Source organism: Dactylosporangium sp. NPDC051485, from assembly GCF_040682015.1.
Taxonomy (GTDB): Bacteria; Actinomycetota; Actinomycetes; order Mycobacteriales; family Micromonosporaceae; genus Dactylosporangium.
This window is the reverse complement of sequence record NZ_JBFAZW010000103.1, coordinates 1-24,773: the sequence shown is the minus strand read 5'-3', so window position 1 is coordinate 24,773 and position 24,773 is coordinate 1. Positions and strand designations below refer to the sequence as shown.

The 24,773-nt window shown below is 73.1% G+C and carries 27 protein-coding genes; 11 read left to right on the top strand and 16 right to left on the bottom strand.

Annotation, left to right across the window (positions count from 1 at the left end):
- Positions 1-23: 23 nt before the first annotated feature.
- The 3 genes from AB0M46_RS40420 to AB0M46_RS40410 are packed head-to-tail and all read right to left on the bottom strand — an operon-like array spanning position 24 to position 2,707.
- Positions 24-1,097, bottom strand: a complete 1,074-nt coding sequence (locus AB0M46_RS40420) for an ABC transporter permease (RefSeq protein ID WP_363345180.1) — start codon at positions 1,095-1,097, stop codon at positions 24-26.
- Positions 1,094-1,987 (bottom strand): ATP-binding cassette domain-containing protein, encoded by an 894-nt coding sequence (locus AB0M46_RS40415; protein ID WP_363345179.1) that lies wholly within the window; start codon positions 1,985-1,987, stop codon positions 1,094-1,096. Before AB0M46_RS40415 ends, AB0M46_RS40420 begins: the two co-directional genes overlap by 4 nt.
- A 48-nt stretch (positions 1,988-2,035) precedes the next feature.
- On the bottom strand, positions 2,036-2,707 hold the full coding sequence (locus AB0M46_RS40410; protein WP_363345178.1) for a response regulator transcription factor: 672 nt from the start codon (positions 2,705-2,707) through the stop codon (positions 2,036-2,038).
- Between the two features lie 26 nt (positions 2,708-2,733).
- Here AB0M46_RS40410 and AB0M46_RS40405 point away from each other — a divergent pair, with 26 nt between their 5' ends.
- On the top strand, positions 2,734-3,303 hold the full coding sequence (locus tag AB0M46_RS40405) for a DUF6886 family protein (RefSeq protein WP_363345177.1): 570 nt from the start codon (positions 2,734-2,736) through the stop codon (positions 3,301-3,303).
- A 16-nt stretch (positions 3,304-3,319) separates the two neighbouring features.
- On the opposite strand, the gene AB0M46_RS40400 is transcribed toward AB0M46_RS40405, so the two are convergent.
- Together AB0M46_RS40400 and AB0M46_RS40395 are read right to left on the bottom strand one after the other, a co-directional pair.
- Positions 3,320-4,585, bottom strand: coding sequence for a sensor histidine kinase (locus AB0M46_RS40400; RefSeq protein WP_363345176.1), 1,266 nt, complete (start codon positions 4,583-4,585; stop codon positions 3,320-3,322).
- A 19-nt stretch (positions 4,586-4,604) separates the two neighbouring features.
- Complete coding sequence (locus AB0M46_RS40395) at positions 4,605-4,943, bottom strand: hypothetical protein (RefSeq protein ID WP_363345175.1); 339 nt, start codon at positions 4,941-4,943, stop codon at positions 4,605-4,607.
- Between the two features lie 398 nt (positions 4,944-5,341).
- On the opposite strand from AB0M46_RS40395, the gene AB0M46_RS40390 reads away from it, so the two are divergent.
- The 7 genes from AB0M46_RS40390 (at position 5,342) to AB0M46_RS40360 (ending at position 13,573) form a co-directional block, all read left to right on the top strand.
- Entirely contained in the window at positions 5,342-8,470 is a 3,129-nt protein-coding gene (locus AB0M46_RS40390; RefSeq protein ID WP_363345174.1) for a GH92 family glycosyl hydrolase, read from the top strand.
- 145 nt (positions 8,471-8,615) lie between these two features.
- Positions 8,616-10,556: a phosphocholine-specific phospholipase C gene (locus AB0M46_RS40385; protein ID WP_363345173.1), complete on the top strand. Its 1,941-nt coding sequence runs from the start codon at positions 8,616-8,618 to the stop codon at positions 10,554-10,556.
- Between the two features lie 298 nt (positions 10,557-10,854).
- Entirely contained in the window at positions 10,855-11,307 is a 453-nt protein-coding gene (locus tag AB0M46_RS40380) for a hypothetical protein (RefSeq protein WP_363345172.1), read from the top strand.
- A 36-nt stretch (positions 11,308-11,343) separates the two neighbouring features.
- Positions 11,344-11,700, top strand: a complete 357-nt coding sequence (locus tag AB0M46_RS40375) for a hypothetical protein (protein WP_363345171.1) — start codon at positions 11,344-11,346, stop codon at positions 11,698-11,700.
- 3 nt (positions 11,701-11,703) lie between these two features.
- Entirely contained in the window at positions 11,704-12,285 is a 582-nt protein-coding gene (locus AB0M46_RS40370) for a MauE/DoxX family redox-associated membrane protein (protein ID WP_363345170.1), read from the top strand.
- Positions 12,282-12,839, top strand: a complete 558-nt coding sequence (locus tag AB0M46_RS40365; protein WP_363345169.1) for a hypothetical protein — start codon at positions 12,282-12,284, stop codon at positions 12,837-12,839. Before AB0M46_RS40370 ends, AB0M46_RS40365 begins: the two co-directional genes overlap by 4 nt.
- 62 nt (positions 12,840-12,901) lie before the next feature.
- Positions 12,902-13,573, top strand: a complete 672-nt coding sequence (locus AB0M46_RS40360; protein ID WP_363345168.1) for a hypothetical protein — start codon at positions 12,902-12,904, stop codon at positions 13,571-13,573.
- Between the two features lie 78 nt (positions 13,574-13,651).
- On the opposite strand, the gene AB0M46_RS40355 is transcribed toward AB0M46_RS40360, so the two are convergent.
- From AB0M46_RS40355 to AB0M46_RS40340, 4 genes are all read right to left on the bottom strand, one after another.
- Positions 13,652-14,086 carry a hypothetical protein gene (locus AB0M46_RS40355; protein ID WP_363345167.1) on the bottom strand — a complete coding sequence of 145 codons (435 nt, stop codon included), beginning with the start codon at positions 14,084-14,086 and terminating at the stop codon, positions 13,652-13,654.
- Positions 14,087-14,139: 53 nt separating this feature from the next.
- Positions 14,140-15,060, bottom strand: a complete 921-nt coding sequence (locus AB0M46_RS40350) for an RNA ligase family protein (RefSeq protein WP_363345166.1) — start codon at positions 15,058-15,060, stop codon at positions 14,140-14,142.
- 54 nt (positions 15,061-15,114) lie between these two features.
- Positions 15,115-15,819: a DUF899 domain-containing protein gene (locus AB0M46_RS40345; RefSeq protein ID WP_363345165.1), complete on the bottom strand. Its 705-nt coding sequence runs from the start codon at positions 15,817-15,819 to the stop codon at positions 15,115-15,117.
- Positions 15,820-15,932: 113 nt separating this feature from the next.
- Complete coding sequence (locus AB0M46_RS40340; RefSeq protein ID WP_363345164.1) at positions 15,933-16,325, bottom strand: VOC family protein; 393 nt, start codon at positions 16,323-16,325, stop codon at positions 15,933-15,935.
- Positions 16,326-16,368: 43 nt separating this feature from the next.
- Between AB0M46_RS40340 and AB0M46_RS40335 the strand changes: the two genes are divergently transcribed.
- The gene (locus AB0M46_RS40335; protein WP_363345163.1) at positions 16,369-17,322 is read left to right on the top strand and encodes a YafY family protein; all 954 of its coding nucleotides are present in this window, start codon (positions 16,369-16,371) and stop codon (positions 17,320-17,322) included.
- Positions 17,323-17,346: 24 nt separating this feature from the next.
- Here AB0M46_RS40335 and AB0M46_RS40330 read toward each other — a convergent pair whose 3' ends face one another.
- Positions 17,347-18,675: a condensation domain-containing protein gene (locus tag AB0M46_RS40330; RefSeq protein ID WP_363345162.1), complete on the bottom strand. Its 1,329-nt coding sequence runs from the start codon at positions 18,673-18,675 to the stop codon at positions 17,347-17,349.
- Positions 18,676-18,783: 108 nt separating this feature from the next.
- Positions 18,784-19,665, bottom strand: coding sequence for an alpha/beta fold hydrolase (locus AB0M46_RS40325; RefSeq protein ID WP_363345161.1), 882 nt, complete (start codon positions 19,663-19,665; stop codon positions 18,784-18,786).
- A 255-nt stretch (positions 19,666-19,920) separates the two neighbouring features.
- Between AB0M46_RS40325 and AB0M46_RS40320 the strand changes: the two genes are divergently transcribed.
- Positions 19,921-20,670, top strand: a complete 750-nt coding sequence (locus tag AB0M46_RS40320) for an alpha/beta hydrolase (protein ID WP_363345160.1) — start codon at positions 19,921-19,923, stop codon at positions 20,668-20,670.
- 86 nt (positions 20,671-20,756) lie between these two features.
- Here the strand turns inward: AB0M46_RS40320 and AB0M46_RS40315 are convergent, their stop codons facing one another.
- The 3 genes from AB0M46_RS40315 to AB0M46_RS40305 are packed head-to-tail and all read right to left on the bottom strand — an operon-like array spanning position 20,757 to position 22,611.
- Positions 20,757-21,074 (bottom strand): DUF3349 domain-containing protein, encoded by a 318-nt coding sequence (locus AB0M46_RS40315; protein ID WP_363345159.1) that lies wholly within the window; start codon positions 21,072-21,074, stop codon positions 20,757-20,759.
- Between the two features lie 8 nt (positions 21,075-21,082).
- A complete protein-coding gene (locus AB0M46_RS40310; protein WP_363345158.1) occupies positions 21,083-21,400 on the bottom strand; it encodes a hypothetical protein in 318 nt (105 codons plus the stop codon).
- A complete protein-coding gene (locus AB0M46_RS40305; RefSeq protein ID WP_363345157.1) occupies positions 21,400-22,611 on the bottom strand; it encodes an inorganic phosphate transporter in 1,212 nt (403 codons plus the stop codon). The genes AB0M46_RS40310 and AB0M46_RS40305 overlap by 1 nt, the downstream gene beginning before the upstream one ends.
- Positions 22,612-22,769: 158 nt before the next feature.
- On the opposite strand from AB0M46_RS40305, the gene AB0M46_RS40300 reads away from it, so the two are divergent.
- A complete protein-coding gene (locus AB0M46_RS40300; RefSeq protein ID WP_363345156.1) occupies positions 22,770-23,144 on the top strand; it encodes a MerR family transcriptional regulator in 375 nt (124 codons plus the stop codon).
- A 35-nt stretch (positions 23,145-23,179) separates the two neighbouring features.
- Here the strand turns inward: AB0M46_RS40300 and AB0M46_RS40295 are convergent, their stop codons facing one another.
- On the bottom strand, positions 23,180-23,872 hold the full coding sequence (locus tag AB0M46_RS40295; RefSeq protein WP_363345155.1) for a hypothetical protein: 693 nt from the start codon (positions 23,870-23,872) through the stop codon (positions 23,180-23,182).
- A partial coding sequence (locus tag AB0M46_RS40290; protein WP_363345154.1) for a WD40 repeat domain-containing protein occupies positions 23,872-24,773 on the bottom strand: 902 nt, incomplete at its 5' end. The genes AB0M46_RS40290 and AB0M46_RS40295, both read right to left, overlap by 1 nt.

The window sequence follows — 24,773 nt, the reverse complement described above, 5'->3', positions numbered from 1 at the left end:
CCGCGGGCGGTGCCGCGACGGTCTCAGATCCGGCTCAGCTCGCGGTCGCGCCAGGCGGCCTTCCACGAGGTGCGGCCGTTGGTGCGCAGCAGCGAGCCCTCGTAGAGCCGCGCCCCGGCCAGCAGCGCGCCGACGGTGGCGGCGGCCAGCAGCACCAGGGCCACAAGCGGCTCCCAGGCGGCGGCGTCGCCGGTGAAGACCCGCACGGGCATCGCGGTGGGGCTGGACAGCGGGACGTAGGACAGGACTCGCATCACCGCAGCGTTGTCCCGCAGGAGCATGACCGCGAAGAACGGCAGCATCACCGCCAGCTGCACCGGCATGCCCGCGTTGCCGACGTCCTCGAGCCGGTTGACCAGGGCGCCGACCGCGGCCCACAGCGCGGCCAGCATGACGAAGCCGAGCACGAAGAACGGCACGAACCAGGTCATCGCGGGGCCGAGCAGCGGCAGCAGGCTGCCGCCGCCGTCGGTGAACTGGGCGCCGGCCACGCTCACCACCGTGATCAGCGCGACCTGCGCGAGGGCCAGGATGCCGCCGGCGGCGACCTTGCCGATGAGCAGCGCCCGCACCGGGACCGCGGCGACCAGGATCTCCACCATTCTGGTCTGCTTCTCCTCGACCACGCTCTGCGCGATCTGGATGCCGAAGGTCAGCGACGTGAAGAAGAAGACCAGCGCGAACATGAACGGCACGAGGAACGACGCCAGTTCGTTCACCGCAGAAGGATCCAGCAGTCGTACGGCGGGAGCCGCCGACAACGCGCTGACCACGTCGTTCGGGGCGCGCTTCAGCGCGAGCACCTCGGGCTTGCCGTCCTTATCCACGACCGCGGCGTCGGCGTCGGAGTCCCGCACGGTCCGCTCCGGGTCGGCGGCGACCTTCACCTGCAGCCCGGCCTCGCGCAGCCGCCCCTCGTACGGGGAGGCCTGGGCCACCGCCACGCTCGACGGCCCGTCCGCGAACACCGCCGGCAGCACCGTCGCGGCGGCCGCGAAGAGCAGGAAGAACAGGGTGCTGAACAGGAACGTCTTGTCCCGCAGCTTCACCTTCAGCTCGCGCGCGGCGACGAGCCGGACCGCGTCCAGCAGCTTCATCGGGTCACCTCTCGGAAGATCTCGGCGAGCGACGGCACGACCGGCCCGAAGGCGCGTACCGGGCCGTGGGACAGGGCGGCGCGCAGGACCGACTGGTCGTCGGCCGTGGGGTCGAGGTCGAACACGGCGCGGTCCCCGTCGAGGTCGAGCAGCGTGACGCCGGCCTGGTCGCGCAGCCAGCCGGCGTCGCCGTCGACGCGGATCTCGTACCGCGGCTGCGCGAACGAGGCGCGCAGCTCCGCCCGCGTGCCGACGGCCCGGATCTGCCCGCCGGCGATGATGACGAGGTCGTCGCAGAGCCGCTCCACGACGTCGAGCTGGTGGCTGGAGAACAGCACCGGCACCCCCGCCGCGGTCCGCTCGCGCAGCACCCCGACGACCACGTCCACGGCGAGGGGGTCCAGCCCGGAGAACGGCTCGTCGAGCACGAGCAGCACCGGGTCGTGCACCAGCGCCGCGGCGATCTGCGCGCGCTGCTGGTTGCCGAGCGACAGCTGCTGCAACGGGTCGTCCGCCCGCTCCCCGAGCCCGAGCTGATCCAGCAGGTCGGCGGCGTTGCGCCGCACCTTGCCGGCGGACAGGCCGTGCAGCCGGCCGAGGTAGACCAGCTGCTCGCGGACGCTCATCTTGGGGTACAGCCCGCGCTCCTCGGGCATGTAGCCGACCTGGCGCCGGTCGTCGCGGGCCAGCGGGGACCCGCACCAGCTCACGGTCCCGGAGTCGGCGGCCAGCACCCCGAGGATGATCCGCATCGTGGTCGTCTTGCCGGCCCCGTTGGCCCCGACGAACCCGGTCATCCGCCCGGCCCCGACCTCGAACGTGATGTCCGTCAGGACCTGCCGGTCGCCGAAGCGCCGGTTGACCTGCTCTAGTTGCAGCGCGTCGTTCACGCCCCCAACGCTAGGCGATGGCCGGCGCCCGCGAGTCCGGCGCGAGATCTACCTGCGTCCTCCGTCTCGCGACGGACCCGGCGTCACGACACCCGCCTCATAGGCGTAGACCACGGCGGCCGTGCGGTCCCGCAGCCCCAGCTTGGCGAGGATCCGGCTGACGTGCGTCTTGACCGTCGCCTCCCCGAGGTGCAGCCGCTGCGCGATCTCCGCGTTGGTCGCCCCGCCGGCCAGCTCGACGAGCACCTCCCGCTCCCGCGGCGTGAGCTCGTCGGTCTTCGCGCTCAGGGCCGGAGTCCTCGGCCGGGCGAACGCCGCGATGACCCGCCGCGTGATCTCGGGCGCGAGCAGCGCGTCCCCGCGGGCCACCACCCGCACCGCCTCGATCAGCGCCTCGGGCGTGCCGTTCTTGAGCAGGAACCCGCTGGCCCCCGCCTCGAGCGCCGCGAACAGGTAGTCGTCGCGGTCGAACGTGGTGAGGATGAGCACCGCCGGCGACGGCCCGGCCGCCGTGATCTCCCGGGTCGCCGCCAGCCCGTCGAGGCCGGGCATCTCGACGTCCATGAGCAGCACGTCCGCCTCGGTGCTGCGGGCCAGTTCGACCGCCCGCTGCCCGTCGGAGGCCTCGCCGACCACGCGCAGGTCGTCCTCCGTCTCGAGGATGACCCGGAAGCCGGTCCGCACGAGCTGATGGTCGTCCGCGAGCAGTACCCGAATCACGAGCCGAAGTCTGGCAGACTGGCCGGATGCCCAGACCGCCTGCCCCGCCGTACCGCGGCGAGCCCGAGCACGCTATGTGGCACTACAGCGAGGATCCGTCGCTGTCCCGGTTCGCCCCGCACGTCCCCGCCACTAACCCGACCGCCCCGCCGCTCGTCTGGGCCGTCGACACCCGCCACGCCCCGATGTTCTGGTTCCCGCGCGACTGCCCCCGCGGCTGCGTCTGGCCCGCTCCCGCCACGAGCCCCGCCGACCGGGAGCGGTTCTTCGGCCAGACGGCCGCCACCCGGCTGCACGTCATGGAGTCGGCGTGGCTTTCCAGGATGCGGTCCTGCCGTTTGTACGCGTACCAGCTCCCGGCGGCGACGTTCCGCCAGCACGAGGTCGGCGGCTACTGGGTCTCCGAGGAACCGGTCGAGGCCACCGGCCGCCTGGAGCTCGACGACCTGCTGGCCCGGCACGCGGAGGCCGGCTTCGAGCTGCGCATCACCCCGTCCATCTGGCCCTTCTGGCACCAGGTGACGCGGTCCACCCTGGACTTCAGCGGCTCCCGCCTGCACAACGCCACCCCTGCGCCGGGCCGCCCCGGCGCGTGACGCGTCGCGGCGCCGGTCACGCGGATCGCTGGCGCTGCAGGGGGAAGCGGGCCCGGACGCGGAAGCCCGGGCCGCTCGTGCGGGGGCCGGTCTCCAGGGTGCCGGCGTGGGCGGCGACGCGTTCGCGCATGCCGATCAGGCCGAGGCCGCCGGACCTGCGGCGGGCCGGGCCGCGGCCGTCGTCGGCGACGTCGAGTTCGAGCTCGTCGGCGTGGTAGCGGATGCGGACGTCGAGGCTGGTGGCGCCGGCGTGTTTCAGGGTGTTGGTCACGGCCTCCTGGACGATCCGGTAGCCGGCCAGCGAGAGCGACTCGGGGAGGTCGACGGCATCGCCGTACACCCCGAGGGAAGTCTGCAGACCGGCGTTGCGCACGGAGTCCAGCAGCTCGGGGAGCCGCTCCAGGCCGACGGCGGCCGCGGGGGAGTCCTCGGCGCTGCCGGGCTGCAGGCGCAGCAGGCCGAGCATGCGGTGCAGCTCGTCGACGGCGGTGCGGGCGCTCTGCTCGACGGCGGTCAGGGCCTCGCGGGCGCGGGGCGGGTCACGGTCCAGGACACGGCGGGCGGCGGAGGCCTGCACGCCCATGACCGAGACGTGGTGGGCGACGACGTCGTGCAGCTCCCGGGCGATGCGCAGGCGCTCGTGCAGGACCGTGCGGGCCGACTCCTCCTCCTTGGCCGCGAGCAGCTCCGCGGACTGCTCCTCGACCCGGTGGCGGCGGTACTCGGCGATCCAGGACAGCTCGCCGAAGAAGTACGCGAAGCCGAAGATGAGCAGGTTGGTCAGGAAGACGTTGACGGCGGCGGCCAGGATCGGGGAGACGGGGCCGGCGGCGCCGGTGAACTCGGCGGCGGCCAGGCTGGGCAGCGCGATGAGGTACGACACGGTGAGCCACACGAACATCGCGGCGATGATGACGGCCCGGATCCAGGTGGCCCGGCGATGGTCGCGGCCCCACGCGCCGACGGTGTAGATGGCGGCGAAGAGCGCGCCGGAGGTGAGCTGCTGCTCGGGGGCGTGGCGGATCTGCCCGGCGATGAAGGCGACCGAGACGAAGATCGCCACGGCGTCGGGCCAGCGGCGGCGCACGCACAGCGGCAGGGTGCCGAGCACGGCCCACATGACCTGCTCGGCCAGCGACGGCGGCCGGCCGAAGGCGAAGAAGCCGAGGCTGCGGGTCAGGGTCAGGCTCAGCAGCGTCATGGCGGTGACGGCCAAGCCGATCCCGATGTCGATGCGCAGGCGGCGCGCGTCCGGCCTCGCCCGTTGCCAGCCCTCGTGCATGGGGTGGCAGTGTACGGGGTCAGCCCTCGGGCCGGCGTCGGCGCATGTAGTGCTCGACGGCGCCACCCGGATGGGCGTCGGTGACGGCGGACTGCACGGCGTCGCGCAGCCAGTTGGGCAGCGTGCCGCCGATGCTCAGGCCGTTGTCCACCCGCCAGCCCTTCCGGCCGAGCTCGTTGAGCAGCGCGACCTTGCCCGTGACGGCCCCGGAGCGGACGCTGTTGCCGTCGACCACGACGGCGGCCAGGTCGTACTCGATGGCCCGCTGGGCCCGGTCGGGATGATGGCGCAGCCTGCGTTGCTCGTCGGACTGGGTGGAGACGAAATACACGTAGCCGTACTCCCACTGCTCGCTCACCCGCCGAATGCTGCCCGACGGGCGGGGGAGCAAACGGACGATGCGCAAGGAAGTCACCCCGGCCGGTCACCCGCCCGCACGGAAAACCGGCGACCGGCCCGGCGGGCGAAACATCGGAAATGTCGGTATATCGGGCCGCATGTTCCGACGAGCAACGTCAACGGAAGTTGGTTCCGCGGAAGTTCCACCCGGCTTCTGTCAACCATTGACAGATTCGGCCTTGCGCCGGGGCCGCCGCCGCGCTCGCCCTCGTCGTGACCGTGGCTCTGGAGGCGGGGGTGGGGATGAGGCGTTCTGACCTGCGGCGTATTGACAAATGTTGACCTAACGTCAATCAGGGACTATGAATGTTTTCGAGAGCGCTCTCCCGTCCTCACCGCCACCGAACGGGAGACACCATGTCCCGACCCCGAAAGGTCGACCGGCTGCTCGCCGGCGCGGGGGCCGCCCTGCTGGGCAGCACCCTCGCGGTCGTGCAGTTCGCGGCCCCCGCCCAGGCCGCCGACCTCAACCTGACCCAGTACGTGAACCCCCTCATCGGCACGGACGACAGCAACTCGCCCAACCCGGTCGGCGGCGGCGCCGGCGGCAGCACCTTCCCGGGCGCCACCGTGCCCTTCGGCATGCTCCAGTTCAGCCCGGACACGCCGACCGCGTCCCCGTCGGGCTACCGTGACTCGGACCGCACGATCGAGGAGTTCAGCCTCACCCACTTCAACGGGGCGGGCTGCGGCAACAACGAGGACATCGGGCTGCTGCCGGTCACCGGCGCGCTCGGCTCCTCGCCGGGCTCCGCGTGGTCGAGCTACGCCTCGGCGTACACGAAGACCAACGAGGTGGCCCAGGCCGGCTACTACAAGAACCGGCTCGACAAGTACGCCACCAACGTCGAGGTCACCTCGACGGCCCGCACCGGCGTCATGCGGCTGACGTTCCCGTCGTCCACCCAGTCCCGGCTGCTCATCAACACCAGCAAGAGCGCGACGGGCAACCGCAGCGGCAGCATCAGCATCTCCGGCAGCAACGTGACGGGCAACGTCACCGCCGGCGGGTTCTGCGGCTCGTCGAAGACGTACCCGATCTACTTCTCCATCCACTTCGACCGGGCCCCGTCGTCGTTCGGCACCTGGAGCGGCTCGACGATCACCAACGGCTCGGCGAGCACCAGCGGCACCAACACCGGCGGCTTCGTCACCTGGGACACCTCGTCCAACGCGACCGTGAACGCCCAGATCGGCGTGTCGTTCGTGAGTGTCGCCAACGCCACGGCCAACCTCAACGCCGAGACCGCGGCCTTCGACACCGCGCGGGCCAACGCCGACAGCGCCTGGAACAGTGCCCTCAACCGCGTCCAGGCCACCGGCGGCAGCGCCACCGACCTGCAGAAGTTCTACACGGCGCTGTACCACGTGATGGAGAACCCCAACATCGCCAGCGACGTCAACGGCCAGTACCGCGGCTTCGACAACGCGATCCACACCGCGACCCACAACGTGTACCAGAACTACTCGGGCTGGGACATCTACCGCTCGTGGGCCGCGCTCGTCGCGTTCATCGCCCCGGACGTCGCCTCCGACATCATGAAGTCGATGGTCCTCGACGGCCAGCAGGGCGGCCTGCTGCCCAAGTGGTCGCAGCAGACCAACGAGGACTTCGTGATGACCGGCGACCCCGGCCCGATCATTGTCGACGAGGCGTACCAGTTCGGCGCCCGCGACTTCGACACGGCCGCCGCGCTGCAGCTGATGAAGAACTCGATCGCCGGCAACGGCGCGCAGGGCTCGCCGATCCGCGGGCGCGAGGCCGAGTACGAGTCGAAGAAGTACATCCCGGGCGCGCCGTCGGACTCGATGGAGTACTCGGCGTCGGACTTCGCCGTGGCCCAGTTCGCCAAGTCGCTCGGTGACACGGCGACGTACAACTCGGCGATGACCCGGGCCCAGTACTGGCGCAACACGTTCAACCCCGAGTCGGGCTACATCCACCCGCGCAACAGCGACGGGACGTGGCCGTGGCCGCTCAACCCGGCCCAGGAGAGCCCCTTCACCGAGGGCAACGCCGCGCAGTACACCTGGATGGTCACCTACAACTTCGCCGCGCTCATCAACCTCATGGGCGGCCCGCAGACGGCCAAGCAGCGCCTCGACCATCACTTCACCGAGCTCAACGCCGGCCTGTCCCGCCCGTACTTCTACCTCGGCAACGAGCCCGAGCACGGGGTGCCGTGGGCGTACAACTTCGCCCAGTACCCGGCCGGCGCCTCCGCGGCGGTGCGGCGCGTCATGACCGAGCAGTTCACCACCGGCGCCGGCGGCCTGCCCGGCAACGACGACCTCGGCGCCACCTCGGCGTGGTATGTCTGGTCCGCGATGGGCATGTACCCGGCCACCCCGGGCGCGGACACCCTCGCGATCCACGGCCCGTCGTTCCCGTCGATCCTCGTCCAGCGCCCGGCCGGCAACATCCAGATCAACGGCGGCAGCGCCTCGTCGCAGTACGTGCAGGGCCTGACCCTCAACGGCTCCCCGGTGTCGCACAACTACCTGCGCTACCCGGACCTCGCCGCCGGCGGCACCCTGCAGTACACGATGGGCACCGGCCCGTCCTCGTGGGGCACCGGCGCCGGTGACGTCCCGCCGTCCTTCACCGACGGCGCGACCCAGCCGGCCGCCCCGCCGAGCCTGGGCACCAACCTCGCCCAGGGCAGGACCGCCACGGGCTCGGCCGCCTGCGCCGCCGCCGAGTCGCCCGACAAGGCCGTCGACGGCACGCTGATGAACAACAGCAAGTTCTGCACGCTGGCGGCGACCAAGTTCCTGCAGGTCGACCTCGGCTCCAACCAGAGCGTCGGCGCGGTCGTGCTCAAGCACGCCGGCCTCGGCGGCGAGCAGACCGGCTGGAACACCGGCGCGTACACCATCTCGACCAGCACCGACGGCACCACCTGGAGCGTGGCGGCGACGGTCACGGGCAACCGGTCCAGCCGCACCCTCAGCCAGTTCACGGCGCGGTCCGCCCGCTACGTGAAGCTCGACATCACCACGCCGGCCAACGACGGCAACGGTGCGGCCCGCATCTACGAGTTCGAGGTCTACGGCGCCGTCTCCGGCGGCAACCTCCTGCTCAACCGGCCCGCCACCGCCGACTCCTCCTGCGCCGCCACCGAGGGCCCGGAGAAGGCGGTCAACGGCAGTGTCTCCGGCGGCAACGCCGACAAGTGGTGCTCCGGCGGGGGCAGCAAGTGGCTGCAGGTCGACATGGGCGGCTCGAACCACCTGAGCTCCATCGTCGTGCGCCACGCGGGGGCCGGCGGCGAGTCGGCGTCGTGGGACACCCGCGACTTCGACCTGCAGGTGTCCGCCGACGGCAGCGCCTGGACCACCGTGGCGTCGGTGCGCGGCAACACCGCGGACGTGACGACCTCGGCGGTCAACGCGACCGGGCGGTACGTGCGGTTGAACGTCGTCACGCCGACGCAGACCACGGACACCGCGGCCCGCATCTACGAGATCGAGGCCTACGCATAGCTGTTGCGCCGCAGGGGGCGGCCCGGTTCGCCGTGCCGCCCCCTGCTCATCGCGTAACGACGTGGTGGCGTTCAACCGGGCGTCCCGTGGGCGTCACCTGCCGGTAGGAGGCTGCACGCGCCCGTTCAAATATCGAGGAGCGCGTATGTCCCCTGTGAGTCGGCGTACCCTGCTGAGCGCCGCGGCGGCCGGTGGTGCGGCCGCTGGTTCCGGTCTGCTCGGCGCGGCCCAGCTGGCGGCCGCCGCCCCCGCGGCCGGTGGGAGCCTGGACCAGGTCCGGCACGTCATCATCTTCATGCAGGAGAACCGGTCGTTCGATCACTACTTCGGCATGCTCCGGGGCGTGCGCGGGTTCGGTGACACGAGCCCGCTGCGGTTCCCGTCCTCCTCCGACGTCTGGCACCAGAAGCGGCTGTTCGGGTCCGTGCTGCTGCCGTGGCGCCTGGACACCACGAAGACCGACGCGCAGCGCGTCACCGACCTGGACCACTCGTGGTCGGGCACGCACAGCGCCTGGAACAGCGGGAAGTACGACAACTGGATCCCCGCGAAGACCGACAAGACGATGGGGTACTACACCCGCGCCGACATCCCGTGGCAGTACGCCCTCGCCGACGCGTTCACGGTGTGCGACCAGTACTTCTGTTCCGTGCAGGGGCCGACGAACCCGAACCGGCTGTACCAGTGGACCGGCACGATCGACCCGAACGGCACCGCCGGCGGGCCCGTGACCGACAACAGCGAGAAGGGGTACACCTGGACGACGTACCCCGAGCGGCTGCAGGCGGCCGGCGTGAGCTGGAAGGTGTACCAGGAGCAGGACAACTACGACGACAACCCGCTCGCCTGGTTCAACCAGTTCAAGAGCGCGGCCCACGACTCGCCGCTGTGGCTGCGCGGCATGGTCCGGGCCGCCTCCGCGCTCGACGCGTTCAAGGCCGACCTGACGGCGGGCACGCTGCCGCAGGTGTCGTGGATCGTGGCGCCGGCGGCGAAGTCCGAGCACCCGTCGTACCCGCCCGCCTACGGCGCCGACTTCGCCGGGGGCTTCCTGTCCGCCCTGGCCGCCCACCCCGACGTGTGGTCGGGCACCGTGCTGTTCCTGAACTTCGACGAGAACGACGGGTTCTACGACCACGTCGCGCCGCCGGTGCCGCCGAGCGGCACGGCCGACGAGTTCGTCGGCGGCAAGCCGATCGGCCTCGGCCCGCGGGTGCCGATGACGGTCGTGTCGCCGTGGAGCACCGGCGGGCGGGTGTGCTCGGAGGTGTTCGACCACACGTCGCCGATCCGCTTCGTCGAGCTGTGGACCGGCGTGCGGGAGCCGAACATCTCGGCCTGGCGGCGCACGGTGTGCGGCGACCTCACGTCCGCGCTGAACTTCGCCTCGACGGTGACCACGTTCCCGGACCTGCCCGACACGAAGGCGCTCGTGGCCGCGGCCGACGGCCAGGACGGGCTGCCGAACGCGAGCGCCCCGTCGAGTTCCACGATGCCGGTGCCGGAGTCGGGCGACCGCCCGGCGAACCCGATCGGGTACCGCTTCGACACGACGTCGTGGACCGACACGAGCACGAACCGCATCTGGTTCAAGGTCGTCAACGGGGGCACCCTCGGCGCCGGCTTCACCGCGTACACGGTCAACTACCGCGCCTACCAGGCGTGGCAGTACACGTGCCCGGCCGGCGGCAGCGCGTCGGACTACTTCAGCGCCCTGACCTACGGCGGCGGCCCGTACGACATCGACCTGCACGGCCCCGACGGCTACCTGCGCGGCTTCACCGGCGACGTGCGCACCTGGACGAACGCGTCGAAGGCGCACCCGGAGGCGTCGGTCGCCGACATCGGCGGCCTGACGTTGCGGCTGACCCTGACCAACCAGGGCTCGGTGGCGGCCGTGTTCACCATCGGCCGCAACGTGGCCACCGGCGCCTCGGGCGGCTCGGGCTCCACGGTGACGGTCGCGGCCGGCGGCACCTGGACCGGCACGCTGCCGGCGACCGCGGCGGGCCGCTACGACTACACGGTCACCGCCAACGTGGGCGACGGCTTCGGCCGCCGCTTCGCCGGCCGCCTGTACTCCTGAACGACCCGGCCCGGCACCGGCGGTCAGCCTCCGGTGCCGGGCCTGCGGCGCGGCGGCTCGGGGCATGTCCCGGTGACCTGAAAATCGTTCTAGCAAAGCACCTGCCACAGGTCAAGGCCCTGTTCGGCATGCGGATATATTTCCGTATGTCATTCTGGTGAATGCTTGATTGCATTGACGTACGCCGTAGTCATATGCGAGCTTGCTTGGGTCCGAAACCACCAGAAGACGGGGGGTAGCGCGGATGATCGGCAGATACCGGCTTTCGCGACGCTCACTCATCGCACGCTCGGCCGTCGTGGCCGCGGGAGCCGCCGGCGCGGCGGCGCTCGTCAACGAAACCGCGGCGCAGGCGGCCCCCAGCGGCGGCAAGGCCCGCATCGCGCGGGTCGTGCGCCAGACCGGCTCCAGCGCCGAAGTCGAGGTCGAAGGGGCCACCCGGACGGCACCGCTGTTCGGCTTCCCGGACGGCTGGCGGATGCGCCAGGGCGACCGCGTCCTGCTCACCGCGACCGCCGGCGGCGCGCTCGTCATGCCGCTGGTCGAGCCGATCCAGGGCCGCCTCGAGGGCGGCAGCCAGAGCTCGGCCCGCATCGCCGGCCGGGCCGTCGTGGCCCGCTCGGCCGGGACCATCGAGCAGGGCGCGGCCGCCGGGGACTCCGTGGCCTTCTGCGTGCGCAACGACGCCGACGGCACACTGTCGGCCGTGGCCGTACGCCCGGCCTCGTCCTTCGCGGTCAACCCCGAGTAGCGCGACGCCGCCCAACCCACACCGAACGGGGTGCCCATGACCGTGTCCGAACTTGCGCCAACGCTCACCACCACGACGGCGCCCCGCCGGGGCGTCATGCAGTTCCTCGGCCGCGGCGGCGTGGCGATGGTGGCCGGCCTCGCCGGCGTCTTCGCCACCGCCCGCCCGGCCGCCGCCGGCCTCGCCTCGCCCTGCTGCCACCTGGCCAGCAACACCAAGTGCGGCGGCAGGTGTGAGAGCTACACCTGCCCGTCGGGCAAGTACAAGCGGTACTGGTGGTGCCAGGCCGGCACCCGCATCATCGGCTGCGGCGAATGCCAGAGCGGCAGCGGTGACTGCTGGTCCGGCGGGTCCTACGCCTGCTCCTTCTGGTGGGACGACGGTGCCTGCTGAGCGATGGTGATCCTGTCCTGGCTCGTCGCCTGCGCCGTCGCGGCGGTCTTCGTCGTCGGCGGGGTCGAGAAGCTCCGGGTGAGGTCCGCGTTCGCGCGGACCTTGTCCGAGCTCGGACTGCCCGCCCCGCTGGTGCCCGTCCTGTCCCTGCTGGTGCCGATCGCCGAACTGGCCACGTCGGCCGGCCTGATGCTCGCCCCGGCGGCCGCCTGGCCGGCCGCCGGCGTGGCCGCCCTCGGCGCCGCGTTCGCGCTGGCCGGGCTGCTCGGGCTGCGCGCCCGCCAGCCCGTCGCCTGCTCGTGCCTGGGCGCGGCCACCGACGCCTACCTGGGCCGCCGCCAGCTCGTGCTGCTGCCCGGCTGGCTCGCCGTGGCCGCGGTGCTGCGCCTCGCCCCGCCGCACTGGAGCGTGCTGGAGGGGCTGCAACTGCTCGCGCTCGTCGTCGTCGCCTCGTCCGCGCTGCACGCCGTCAAGGTCGTCAAGGCCTGGCGGACCGACGCGACGTACCGGCGGGCGATCGAGGAATCGTCCGAAGTGCACGCCGACATGGTCGTCGGCCTGCACACGATCAAGGGGACGTCATGACCATCGCCCTGTCCGCGGCCGTGATCGTGCTCGGCGTGCTCCTGCTGCTCCTGCTGGGTTCGCACGTCGAGATGTACCGCACGGTCGAGCAACTGCGCGAGTACAGCGGCCTGGTCGACCAGCCGGTGCCGCTCGATCTGCCGGCCGAGCGCCTGCCCAGCCGGGTCGGGCTGCCGGCCGCGCTCGACGACGCCGTGCGGGGCGCGGTGCTGCTGCTGTCCGACCGCTGCGGCACGTGCCGCTCGCTCGCCGCCGCGCTCGACGGGGCGGTCAACCCCGACCTGGTGCTCGTGGTGGAGCCGGGGCAGGGGGCCGACGGGGCGGGGGAGCTGGCCTTGACGTACCGCCTGGACCCCGACCGCACCGTGGTCGACCGGGACGGCCGGATCGCGGGCGCCCTGGGCATCCGCGTCACGCCGGCCGCGCTCGTCATCGAGCACGGGCGCATCGCCCGGGCCACGACGGTCCCGTCCACCCGCCAGCTCGACATGATCCTCAGCAACCTGCGCGCCGGGCGTTCCCGGGGCGCCCGGGTCGGCACCGAGTCCGGATGAGCCCGGCGCTGGTCCTGCTGGCGCTGACCGCCGGGTTCGCCCAGCTGTTCAGCCCTTGAGGCGTGTCGTTCGTGGGCATGCTGCGGCCGCTGGCCGTCGGCGACCTGTCCCGCCCTCCTGGTCAGGGGGGCCTCGCCCTCACCGCCCGGTTCCGCGGCGCGGGAGTCCCCACCGCGGCGCTGTGCGGCGGGTTTCTGTTCTCGGCCACCCTCGTCTTCGGCGTGGCCGCGTTCGCCGGCCGGGCGCTCGGGGTGACGCTGCTGCCGCAGCCGGTACGGCTGGCGGCCGCCCTGGCCTGCTTCGCCGCCCTGCTCGGGCTGGACGTCCTCGCGCTGCGGCGCAAGACGATGTGCCCCGTGACGTTGCGGCGCCAGACGCCCAAGAACCTGGTCATGCGCTACGGCGAGACCCGCGGCGCGCTGATCTGGGGCCTGGACACGGGGCTGGGCATCACCACGTTCCGGGTCTCGGCGACGACGTGGGCGCTGCTGGCCCTCGGGCTGTTCGGCGTCGCCCCGTGGTGGCAGGGGGCGGCGTACGGCATCGGCTTCACCGCCCCGATCGCCGCGGCCATCCTGCTCGTCCCGCGCCGGCCCGACGCCCCGGACGGCGCCACCCGCGAGCCGCACTGGATCTCGCGGACGCTCACCCGATACCGCTGGCTCGCCCAGATCTGTGCCCTGCTCGCGGCCGTGGCCGCCACCACGGCCACCGTCATGGTCCTCACGGCGTAACGGCGAAGGCCGGCCGCCCGGATGGGCGGCCGGCCTGACCAGGGGGGCTGATCGCTAGGAACGCACTGTCGGCAGGGCTCAGCCGGCCGCGGTGCCCAGGTGGCCCTCGCCGCCGTGGAACTCGGTGCCCTCGGCGAACGCGGCGTCGAAGCGCGACTGCAGCGCGTCGAGCTCGCCGAACTGGGCCTGGTGGGCGTGCTCGCTGCCCTCGGCGGCGAAGACGTGGTCGTCGACCGAGGCGTCGTGGCTGTAGTTGGTGAACTCGTCGGCCTCGTAGTGCACGGCCGGCGCCTGGTCGAACTCGACGTGGGTGCCGTGCGAGTAGTCCGTGGACGTGTCGGCGTGGTGGTCGTTCTCGTAGACGGCCTGCTGGTTGTTGTAGTCGGCCTCGGAGCCGTGGGCCTCGTGCAGCTGGTTCAGCGCGTCGTGCTCCTGGCCGGCCGCGTAGTGGCCGTAGTCGACGTCCTGGCCGCCGCCGTCGTAGCCCGCCCCGCCCGTGTCGATGTCGCTCATCTGGCTGTCTCCCCTGTCGGTCGTTGCTGACAAGGAATACGGTACGGGGCCCGCTACCTGCTTGTATCCCGGAAACGTGCCACCGGCGAGGCCCGCACCGCGGCCCGGACCAGCTCCTGAAGGCCGGCCCGCGACTGCAGGCCGGGGAAGGCGTCGAGCAGGTCGACCAGCACGTCCAGCACGATCTCGTCCTCCAGCGCGGCCGGGTCGTGCGGCCCGACCTTGGAGCGGGCGCTCGCCACCCGCGGCGGGTTGACCAGCGACGCGGCCAGGGCGGCGACATCGGCCGCGGCGACGTGCGGCGACCACGGCCGGGACTCGCCGAACCGGGACTCGTCGAACTCGGCGATCTTGTGCTTGACGATCGGGCGGCCGGCCAGGGGCAGGCGGGCGTCGGGGCGCAGGACGACCCCCTCGGCGAGGTTGCCGTCGAGCTCCGGCAGGCCGCGCAGCGCCGGCACCCGGGTCGCGAAGCGCACCGGCACGGCGTCGATCGACCGGCGCGGGCCGCGGGCCAGCAGCGGTACGACATCCACACCACCGGCGGCGGCCAGCTCGGCGACCTCGGCGTAGGGGCACAGCACCCCGGGGTCGCCCAGCAGCACGTCGAAGAGCGCGAAGCGGATGTCCGGGGCGTACCAGACGCCGGTCTGCACCGCGCTCGCGCCGGGGACCGCCGGGACCGCCGGGTGCGGGTAGTGGCCGCCGTACAGCTCGCCGTACAGGCGCACGACCGGCCCGCCGAGCCGCAGGGCGGCGCGGGCGGTGCGCTGCAGGGCGGGGCGCAGCAGCTGCCAGCCGAAGAAGGGCTCGTCGTCGCGCAGCCACGCCTTGCGCTTGCCGACCCGCAGGGCCGCGCCGTCGTGGGCGATCACCAGCTGCGCGCCGTGCACCTTCTCGGTGGCGATCCACGGGCCGGCGGCGTGTGCCCCGGCGAGCACGGCCGGGATCTTCGGGTACGGCAGATGATCCACCCGGACATTCTGCCGCGCGCCCGGACGTGCTTCCCGGGCGCGCGGCCGGCCGGCTCAGGCGAAGTCGGGAACCGCCGGGCGGGCGTCGGTGACCCGGTCCTTCGGCTCCTCCCACGCCTCCTGCCGCCCCAGCGCGGTGAGATCGAGCAGCGCATAGGCGCCCCCGAAGTCGCCGCCGCGGGCGTACGTCGAGTAGGTGTGGAAGATCTCGTCGCCGTCGGCCAGGAAACAGCTGAACCCGGGCAGCTCCGGCGACTCGATCACCGGCAGCGACCGGTAGTTGTACACCGGCGGCTTCACCGTCTCGTCGAACGACACGTCGAAGTCGAAGTTGAAGTCGTCGCCGTAGGACGAGTACCACGGCACGAACCAGCCCTTGCGCTGCCGGTAGTCGGCGAGCTTGGCGTACGGCGCCCGGGACACCAGCGCGAACGTCGTGTTGCGCGCCCCCAGGTGCCGCAGCAGCGCCGCAGCGATCTCGTCGACCGCCGCGGTGCAGCTCGGGCAGGCGTCGTCCCAGCCCGGGTCGAACATCACGTGCTGCACGATGAGCTGCTGACGCCCCTCGAACAGCGCGGCCAGCCCCACGTCCCCGGACGGCCCGTGGAACCGGTACGGCTTGTCGATGCGCACCATCGGCAGCCGCCGCCGCTGCGCGTTGAGCCGGTCGAGCGCCCGCCGCGCCTCCTTCTCCTGCGCCAGCAGCTCCCGCCGCGCCTCGAGCCACTCCTCGCGTCCCACGATCTCGGGCAGTGCCATCCCGGCCTCCTCACGTCGTTACTCCGAAGGTTCCCCAACGGAGACGTTTCAGACGCGCGAAACCAGACGGTCGCCCCCGGACGAGTTTCCCGCTTCCCGCCGCCGCCGGATGGTCATGCCGCGGCCAGGGCGGCGTAGTGCGGGTTGTGCATGACGCCGAGCAGGTTGCCGAAGGGGTCGACGACCGTGGCGGTGACGAAGCCGTGGCCGCGGTCCTGGGCCGGCTCGTGGACGGTCGCGCCCATCGACACCAGGCGGCCGACGACCTCGGCAACGGCGTCGACGTGCCAGTACAGGACGGCGCCGACCGGGCCCGCCGGGGTGCCCGCGGGGCGGAAGCGGGCGTCGATCAGGCCCAGCTCGGCCTCGCGGTCGCCGAGGCGCCACTCGGCGTAGCCGTCGCGCAGGAAGTAGGGCTCGATGCCGGTCAGCTCGGTGTACCAGGCCTTGGCGGCGGCCCAGTCGGCGGCGAAGTAGTTCACGGTGGCCATGCCTCGCAATGTCATGACCACGACGCTAGAAGCTATTGCGGCACGTTAGATTCCTCAAATGCTCGAGACTTCGGTACGCCTGCTCCGGCTCCTCGCCGTGCTGCAGCAGCGCCGGGAGTGGGCCGGGGCCGAGCTGGCCGAGCGCCTCGAGGTCAGCGCGCGGACCGTGCGCAACGACGTCGACCGGCTGCGCAGGCTCGGGTACCGCATCGAGTCGGCGACGGGGCCCGGCGGCGGCTACCGGCTCGGGCCCGGCAACGCCCTCCCGCCGCTGCTGCTCGACGACGACGAGGCCGTGGCCGTGGCGGTCGGGCTGCGGGCGGCGGCGGCCGGCAGCGTCGCCGGGATCGAGGACGCCTCGCTGCGGGCACTGAGCAAGCTGGAGCGGACGCTGCCGGGGCGGCTGCGGCCGCGGGTCGACGCGCTGCGCTCCGCGACCGTCTCGGCGGCCGGCGGCGGGCCCACCGTCGACCTGGACACGCTGACCCGCATCGCGTCGGCCGCCCACGCCCACGAGCGGCTGCGGTTCACCTACGCGGCCCACGACGGGCAGGACAGCGAGCGCGACGTCGAGCCGCACACCCTCGTCTACACCGGCCGTCGCTGGTACCTGCTCGCCTGGGACACCGACCGGGACGACTGGCGCACCTTCCGGGCCGACCGGATCAGGCCGCACCCGCCCGGCTCCCATGCACCCCGGTTCGTACCGCGGGAGCCCCCCGGCGGCGACGCGGCCGCCCACGTGCTGCGGGGCGTGACCGCGGCCCCCTTCCGCTACCGGGCGCGGATCCGGTTCGCCGCCCCCGCCGCGGTCATCGCCGAGCGCATCACCCCGACGTCGGGCCGGCTCACCGACCTCGGCGCCGAGGGCTGCGAGCTGGCCACGGGCAGCGACTCGCTGCACGACCTGGCGATCTACCTGAGCAAGTTCGACGTGCCCTTCACCGTGCTCGACCCGCCGCAGCTGCGCGAGTTCCTGCACGACCTGGCCCGGCGCTACCTCGGGGCCTGAACGCCCGGGCCGTGGCCGGTGCCGTTACGCGCCCACCCCGGTCGGCGCCTCCAGGTTCAGGGCGGCCTCGACCGCGGCCGCCTCGACGCCGCGCAGCAGCGCCTCCGTGTCGGCCGGGGCGATGACGTGGGTGTCCATGAACACGATCGCCTGGGTGCCGCCCTCGACCTCGTCGACGTGCACGATGAGCGGCTCGAAGGGCACGTCCTGGCGGATCGACCAGGTGAACTCGCCGCGGCCGGCCGCCGCGGCGATCGCCTCGGGCGAGGGCACCGGCGTGTTCGCCACGGCCGCGTCGTCGCGGCGGTCGTTGAAGTAGCTCGGCAGCTGCAGGCCGGGCCGCTCCTCGACGACCCGGGTGAGCAGCGCGTCGAGGGCGGCGGGGTCGTAGTAGGCGTGCTTGTAGGTGGTCATGGCGGCCCGCTTGGCCCGTTCGAGCACCTCGGCGAACGTCACGCCGGCGACGTCGAGGCGGGTCAGGCCGTACTGCGCGAGCATGCACACCACCCGCTCCAGCCCGGGCCGGAAGCGGTTGTTCACCATCGGCCGCAGCACCGTGGTGCCCTCCCCGGTCACCCGCGCGAGGGCCACGGCGTAGACGCCGAGCAGCACGGTGGAGGAGGCGATCCCGGTGAAAGCCGACAGCGCGCGCAGCGCCAGCGACAGGGCGGGGGAGTGGAACTGCCCCCGCCAGTGCCGCGGCTGCTGCGGGTCGCGCGACGGGGCGTACCGGTGCAGCGGGATCTGGCGCAGGATGGAGTCCCAGTGCCGCATGGCGGTCGCGTTCTGCCGCACGCCGCTGGGCGAGGCCTGCCAGCCGGCCTGCTGCAGGGGCTGCAGGTCGGGCACCGGCGTCTCCGGCCGCTTGTCCTGGTCCTCCACCATGATCATCGCGCCGAGCCCGTCGGCGACCAGGTGGCACAGCACCACGACGAGGTGGCTGAGCTCGCCGCGGTGGCGGACCGCGGCCATGCGCACCGGCCAGTCCCGCTCGTGGTCGTAGGGGTCGTCCTGCAGGCGCAGCCGGACCTTGTCGGCCACCGCGGCCGGGTCCTCGTCGCCGGCCTCGACGATCTCCAGCACGGTCTCGCCCGCGGCCGCCACCACCTGGCGCACCTCGCCGGCCGGGCCGAAGCGCAGCCGGGTGCGGGCGGTGGGGAAGCGGCTCATGAGGTAGCGCAGCCGGTCCGTCAGGTCGTCCACCGTCGTGCCCGGGGGCAGCGGCCCCCAGGCACCGTTGGGCAGCCATGTCTCCTGGCGGAGCATCGCCAGCCAGATGTCGCGCTGCCCCCAGGACAGCTCGCCCTCGCCCGCCCCGTCCCCGGCGAACGCCACCACGACCCGCTCGGCCACCAGCTTCCCCCAGCCCTGTCAGTCGGTGTCGGTCGATGGTACGGCGTGAGCGATCTTGACCACATCGGTTCGCCGACCGATTTTCTTCCTGTGCATGTGGGCCTGCGCTCACCAGTCCCCGGCCCGCTCCAGCAGGTCGTCGAGGACGTCGCCGAAGCGGGCCAGCAGCGAGATGTGCCCGTGCTGCGCCAGCAGGCGGGCGTTGGCCCCGGGCACGCTGCGGGCCAGCCACTGCCCGTGGGCGAAGGGGACCATCCGGTCCTGGGCGCCCTGCCACACGGTGACGGGCGCCTGCACCGCGGCGACCGGGAAGCCCCACGGCCGGACGAAGGCGAGGCCGTCGTCGCGCCAGCCGGCCACCCCGGCCGACATCGCGTGCCGCAACGACGCGGCCAGGCTCTCGGCGAGCTCGCCGGTGAGCGCGGCCCGGTCGACCTCGCCGATGAGCCCGCCCAGCGCCGCCGCGACCTGCCCGCCGGTGACCTCGGCCAGCCCCGCCCGCTGCGCCTGCACGAACCGGGTCAGGTCCTGCGGCCCGCGCACGGCGGCGGCGAACTCCTCGACGTTCTGCGGACCCATCCCGGCCAGCCAGTCCAGGCCCTCGGCGTCGAACGGGGCCACGCCGGCCAGGGTGGCCGCGGCGGCGCACGCCCCGGGCAGGGCGGCCGCGCAGGCCAGCGCGTGCGGGCCGCCGCCGGACCAGCCGGCCGTCACGAACCGGTCGTGGCCCAGGTGCTCGAGGATCGCCCGGACGTCGCCGGCGGCGTCGAGCACCGTGCGGCCCGGGCGCGGGGTGGAGCCGGCGTAGCCGGGCCGGGCGTAGCTGATCGTGCGCAGGCCGCGCTCGGCCGCGGGCCCGGCGATGCCGCCGCGCTCGGCCAGCCCGGCCGGGGTGCCGGCGTGCAGCACGAACGCCCGCCCGTCGGCCGGCCCCTCGACACTCACCTCGAGCACGCGCCCGTCGGCGGTGCGCACCTGCCGCAAGTCCACCGGCCCATGATGCCGCCTCCCGCCGACGTGAGCGCCGGCGCGAAAGTGAGTGAACGCCGCCCGGACGTCTCCGGAGCAGCCGCACAAACCGGTTGGCGGAGCACGGCGAGCACTGTTACCGTTCCGGAGGCCGTGCGAGAGACCGAGGAGGTGGTACCCGTGAACGTATCGACATGGGTGCTCCCCTCAGGGGTCACGGCCGGGCGATAGGTCGTCCGGGAGCGCCGTTCAAGCGCACTCCCGAAAGGCACGACCATGCGATTCACCTCAGAACAGCGCCTCGACGACGGCGTCCTCGAGCGCGGATTCACCCTCGGCGAGATCCCCGGCATCCTGTGGACGCCCGCATCCGCATCCGCGCCGGTCCCGCTGATCCTGCTCGGCCACCCCCCGCTCGGACTGCACAGGATGTACCCGCGGCTGGTGGCCCGAGCCCGGCAGTGCGCGGCGGAGGGCTTCGCCGCGGCCACCATCGAGCTCCCGGGAAGCGGTGACCGGCCCCGTTGGGCCGCCCTCGAGCAGGCCCGCGCCGACCTGCGCCGGGCTGTGGAGGCCGGCGAGCCGGTCGGCGACGAGATCATCGACGCCCTCATCCTCCCGCTCGTCGAGCAGTCGGTCCCGGAATGGCAGGCCGCCCTGGACGCCGTGCTCTCGCTGCCCGAGATCGGCGGCCCGGTCGGGTACTCGGGGGGAGTGATCTCCATCGGCATCCGGTTGGCGGTGGTCGAGCCGCGCATCGTGGCCGCCGGCTTGTTCGCCGGGAGTCTCGTGCCCGCCGCCATGTTCGAGGAGGCCCGCCGGGTCACCATTCCGCTGCACGTGCTGCTGCAGTGGGACGACGAAGGCAACGACCGGCAGGCGGCCCTGGACCTGTTCGACGCCTTCGGCGCCAAGGAGAAGACGCTGCACGCCAACATGGGCGGGCACACCGGCGTCCCGCAGTTCGCCGGGCAGGACGCGGCCGGGTTCTTCGCCCGGCACCTGAAGTCCCGGCACCTGAAGTAAGGTCCAGCCGGTCGGCCCGGCGCTCGATGCAGCGAACCCCCCGCGCCGGGCGCGGGGGGTTCGTGGCGAGGCTCGTGGCCCGGCGGTCAGTCGGTCGGCGGGTCGGCCAGGGGCCAGCCGCCGGCGGCGAGGTGCGCGGAGACCCGCACGATGTCCTCCGGGCTGGCGTCCTGCAACATCGAGTCGCTGATCAGCGCCTCGATGTCCTCCGTGCCGATCGGGTCTGCGCCGCCGTCGGACTGCGCGACCAGGTCGCGGGCGATTCCGCGGATCTCGTCCTCGGTCAGCTTGCGGCGCAGCAGCCCCAGCAGGGCCACGTAGTCCTGGCGGGGGACGCCCTTCGGGTAGCCGGCCCGCAGCCAGTCGATGCTGCGGCTGAGGAAGTTGGAACGGGACTCGCTCACGGCTCACCCTACTTCTTGTTGACGATCGTCGGGTAGACGTGTTCGAAGCTCAGCGCCTTGCCGAAGCCGCTGGCCACGATGAAGGTGATGCCCAGGGCCACGCCGAGCAGCACCACGGCGAAGCACACCCAGCCGAGCACGGTGCCGATCGGCTGGGCCTTCGGGCCCGCGGTGCCGTCCGCGTGGGCCTCGGCCTCGCCGCCGGCGCCCCAGGCCAGGGCCCGCACGCCGAGCGCGAACAGGGCCGGCAGGCCGGCGCCGAGGACGAGCCCGACGAGGAGGACCTTCCACGCCGCCTGCAGGGCCAGTGACAGGTTGTGCGACATCAGTGGACCGCCTCGACCGGCTCGGGAGTGGTGGCTGCCCACTCGTCGTTGACGTTGGTGTGGTCGACCGGGGTCTTGCGCGAGTGCCAGTACATGTACCCGGCCAGCGCGAGCAGGATGAGGAAGACCACGATGGCGCCGGCCAGGCCGCCGACGAGGTGGCCGATCCACCACATGACGGCGCCCACCACGGCCGCCGCCGGCAGCGTGATCAGCCAGGCCAGCACCATGCGGCCGGCCACGGCCCAGCGCACCTGCGCGCCGGGCTTGCCGATGCCGGTGCCGAGGATCGAGCCGGTGGCCACGTGGGTGGTGGACAGCGCGAAGCCGAGGTGGCTGGAGACCAGGATGACCGCGGCTGAGGCCGACTCGGCGGCCATGCCCTGCGGCGGCGCGATCTCGACCAGGCCCTTGCCCAGCGTGCGGATGATCCGCCAGCCGCCGAGGTAGGTGCCCAGCGCGATCGCGAGGGCGCAGGCGGCCTTGACCCAGAACGGGATGTTCTTGGTGTCGGTCCAGTCGCCGGTCGCGATGAGGGCCAGGGTGATGACGCCCATCGTCTTCTGCGCGTCGTTCGTGCCGTGGGCCAGCGACACCAGCGACGCGGAGCCGATCTGGCCCCAGCGGAACCCGTTGTCGGTGAACCGCTGCGCGACCCCGATGACCACCTTGTAGATCAGCCAGGTGCCGGCCGCCGCGATGGCCGCCGCGATGACCGGTGACATGACCGCCGGCAGCAGGACCTTGCCGACCAGGCCGTCGAGCTTCGTGCCGTTGCCGTTCCAGTTGACCCCGGCCCAGCCCAGCCCGGCGATGGTCGACCCGACGAGGCCGCCGAACAGCGCGTGCGAGGAGCTGGAGGGCAGGCCGAGCAGCCAGGTGAGCAGGTTCCACACGATGCCGCCGACGAGGCCGGCGAGCACGATGAGCAGGAGGGCGGATCCGCCGCCGTCGAGCAGCTCCGCCTTCGGTGTGCCGTTGGAGTTCTGGATCTTCACCACGGCGTTGGTCACGGTGAGCGCGACCTCGACGGAGAGGAACGCGCCGACGAGGTTCAGCAGTCCCGACAGCGCCACGGCGACCTTGGGCCGCAGCGCCTTCGTCGCGATGGAGGTGGCCATCGCGTTGGCCGTGTCGTGGAAGCCGTTGGTGAAGTCGAATCCGAGGGCGGTCACGATCACCAGGACGAGCACGACGGTCGTTTCTGTCACGAGTGGATCGTCGCGCGTCCGTGCAGCTCACTCCATGGCAGAAGCCACTCCTGGGCAATGTTCTCCCGTTGTTCACCTGCCGTATGCCTGCTTCTCGCTTTTCGGCCGACCCCGGCGGCGGGGTCGCGCCCGGCGGTCTGTACCGGTACAACTGGGGGATGACGTACACCCCGAGGGAGGCGGTCGAGCGGACCGGCTTCAGCCTGGACACGCTGCGCTACTACGAGCGCATCGGGCTGCTCGACAGCGTCGGGCGCAACGCCGGCGGCCAGCGGGTGTTCACCGACGACGACCTGAACTGGCTGGGCACCCTGCGCTGCCTGCGCGACACCGGCATGCCGATCCAGCGCATGCTGCGCTACGCCGAGCTCGCCCGGGGCGGCGACGCCACCTTCGCCGAGCGCGCCGACCTGCTCGCCGAGCACGACCGCGAGATCGACCTGAAGATCGCCGCCCTGCGCGGCGAGCAGGCGAGGATCCGCGAGAAGATCGCCTGGTACCAGCTGCAGCCCGACCCGGGCCTGGTCCCGTAGCGGCGCCGCCGGCCGGGTGCGCGCCGGGGAGCGGATCAGGCCGGGGCCGCGGCGTTCTGGCGCATGGCCAGGCGGATGAGGCGGTCGGTGGAAGGGCGGGGCTCGCTGTACCCGCCCGACCACTGCAGCAGCCGGGCGCCCTTCATCCAGGTCACGCTCAGGTAGGTCAGCCCGGCGTTGCCGGGCTCCTGGCGGAAACCGTAGCCGCCGCTCAGCGACGACGGCACGGTGAAGGGCTGGTAGCCGTCGGCGCGGCTCTGCTGCTGGAAGTACTGCAGGATCGCCCGCGCGTTGCCCGTCGTGTCGAACTGCAGGACGGCTCCGACCAGGGTCGTCGTGTCGGGGATGGCCGTGCTGGCGGCGTCGAAGGTCGGGTCCGGGGACTTCCAGCCCTGCAGGTAGCCGCCGAGGAAGCCGTGGCGCAGGACGGTGCCGGCGTCGTCCGGGTGGTCGGCGAAGACGCGGGCGGCGTCGGAGCGGCCGACCGGGCCGGACAGGCCGTCGCCGCGCACGGCGATGTACCCCTCCGGCCGGATCAGCATGCCCGACAGGTCGGGGGCGGACGCCGTCGGGGTGGCGGCCGCAGGGCTGGTGGGGGCCGCGGCGGTGGTGGGCGCGGCCGTGGTGGGCACGGCGGCGGCCGGCTGGTCGTGGGCCGGGCGGGCGCACGCGGCCAGCGGGGCCGACGCCGCCGCGAGCAGCGACGACAGCACGGTGCGACGGTGCATCAGGATCCTTCCATCGGCAGGCCGGGGCAGACGCGCGGGCGGGGGCCCGATCCGTAGGCCCGCCATTCCGCGTCGGTGAGGTTGCGCTGTACCACGTCGCAGACCCAGGCGGTGACGCGCTGCGGGTCGACGCTCCAGCGGATCAGGGTGGGGCCGGAGGCCAGCAGCGTGCCGCCGTCGGCGGTGAAGGCCAGCAGCGCCGCCGGGGCCGGGGCGAAGAGGGTGCCGTCGAGGCGGTGGCCGCTGTCGAGATCCCACAGCTCGACGGCGCCGCCGGTGGTGGTGGCGGCGACCAGGCCGGGGCCCTTGGCGACGGCCAGCCGGGTGAGCGTGCCGGTGCCCGGGTCCGGGTCGCCGAGGGTCAGCGACCGGCCCGACGGCAGGTCCCACCGCACGACCCGCCGGCCGTCGGTCGTCACCAGCGTGTCCGGGCCGGCCCAGGCGACCGCCCGGGCGGCGCCGGGCAGCGACCGGGCCCGCGTCCCGGCGGCCACGTCCCACAGCTGGGTGTCGAGCTCGGTGGCGACGGCGAGGGTGCGCCCGTCCGGGGCGAAGGCCACGTCGCGGGCCGCCGCGCCGACGGGGAGGCGCGCCTCGTCGCCCGAGGGGTCCGGGAGGTGCACGAGCCCGGCGGCGCCGTCGGGGTGGACGAGCGCCAGCCGGCTGCCGTCGGGGGCGAACGCGAGCCCGGACGCGGGCGGGTCGAGCGGCGAGCCGACCGGGAAGGTGGCGTCGCGGGCGGTGCCGTCGGCCGTCGTCCAGACGGTCAGCCGGCGGCCGTTCAGGGCGGCGAGCAGGGCGCCGTCCGGGCTCTGGGCCAGGGCGGCCGGGGACTGCACGCCGGGGCGCAGCGGCGGGCCCGCCGTCCGGCCGGTGGCCGCGTCCACGCGCGATACCCGGC